Annotated in this window: 1 pseudogene; it reads left to right on the top strand. The window is 38.7% G+C overall.

Going from position 1 to position 1,457, the window contains the following annotated elements:
• A pseudogene (locus DD829_RS22930) lies at window positions 1-1,457 on the top strand (hypothetical protein); the annotation flags it as partial.

Below are 1,457 nucleotides of genomic sequence, written 5' to 3'. Positions count from 1 at the left end.
CTGCCTTCTTTTACAAGTATTCTTCAAACCATTGCACAGAATAATCAGTCCCTTCAGCAGCAGGTTGTAAACAATACAGTTATTAATCAACAGGTTTCCACAACAGTCGGAGGAGTTGTTGTTCCGGTAACAAATTCTGCCGCTGCAAACGGATGGATTCCTTATAGTGTAAAAACATGCGTCAAAAATAATTCTGAATGGTTTATACAGATTATTGTTGAAAATTTTGCGCACAGAATTATATCAGGAAATTATAAAGTAACGATCAATGGGACAGAGATTAGCTCCAATGTAGTGTTTGAACCATCAATGGGAGTAAGTTTTCTGTTCTACAACAGCCCGGGAATTCCTGCTTCACTCACGCTAAGACAAAATGGATTCATCCTCGATGGTGAAGTGGTTTTAGAGGACGGAAAAACGTATCTGATGAGTGTTACATTAGTACAGGATCCATCGGATTTCAACAATCCTCTGAAACAAGGAGTATTCAAAGGAAGTGCAGCCTTCACTCCAAAAGAGATAAAACCGGATACAGGATCTGGAACAGGAACAGGAACAGGAACAGGAACAGGAACAGGAACTGGCTCCGGAACAACGACAACCACCCCGGTAGGCTCATTTATCCCTTCAGGATTTGGGATGAAAAACATCGGAGTTACCGATTATAAGAAAGTAGAACAATCCACTTATTGTTATGTGGAAGGAGATGTGGCACACATCGAAAACATCATGGCAAGGGAATATAAGGAAAGAGCTACAAGAAAACTCAGAAGAAGCGAAAATCAAACAACAAAATCGACTGAATCTGAGAAAGAAAAGCTGACCGATACAACTTCTACCGACAGACACGAAATGCAGAGCGAAATTTCCAAAATCCTTCAGGAATCTAAAGATTTTGCAGCACAAGCCGGATTCTATGCAAAGTGGGGGAAATCTCCTGTAGAATATGGCGTAAATGTAAGTGCTAACTATGCCACTCATAATTCCAAAGAGGAAAGCAACAGACAGGCGGTCACGGAAGCCAAAGATATCACAGCAAGAGCACTCGATAGAATTGTTACCAAAGTAAAAGAAGAGCGTATTGATAAGATCATCGAAGAGTTTGAAGAAAACAATAAGCATGGTTTTGATAATACCAAAGGAAGCAGCCATGTAGTGGGTGTTTACCGATGGGTAGACAAGGTGGTGAAAAATCAAATCTATAATTACGGGAAGCGTATGATGTTTGAATTTATGATTCCTGAGCCTGCCAAATTGCATAATCTGGGAATGAAAATTTCTAATAATGCAGAAAACCAATTGGTAAAACCTGTTGATCCAAGAGAATCTAATGTACAAAAGTTAGAAAATTTCTCTTCTTTAGAAGATGAAACTAAATTGAAATTCTGGTTAAATAAGTATAATGTCGAGATAGACGATAAACCTGCATACAGTAAAAAAATAAGCTTTTCATTTGC

The organism is Chryseobacterium sp. HMWF035 (assembly GCF_003094695.1).
GTDB lineage: Bacteria > Bacteroidota > Bacteroidia > Flavobacteriales > Weeksellaceae > Chryseobacterium > Chryseobacterium gambrini.
This window is presented reverse-complemented; position numbering and strand designations above follow the sequence as displayed.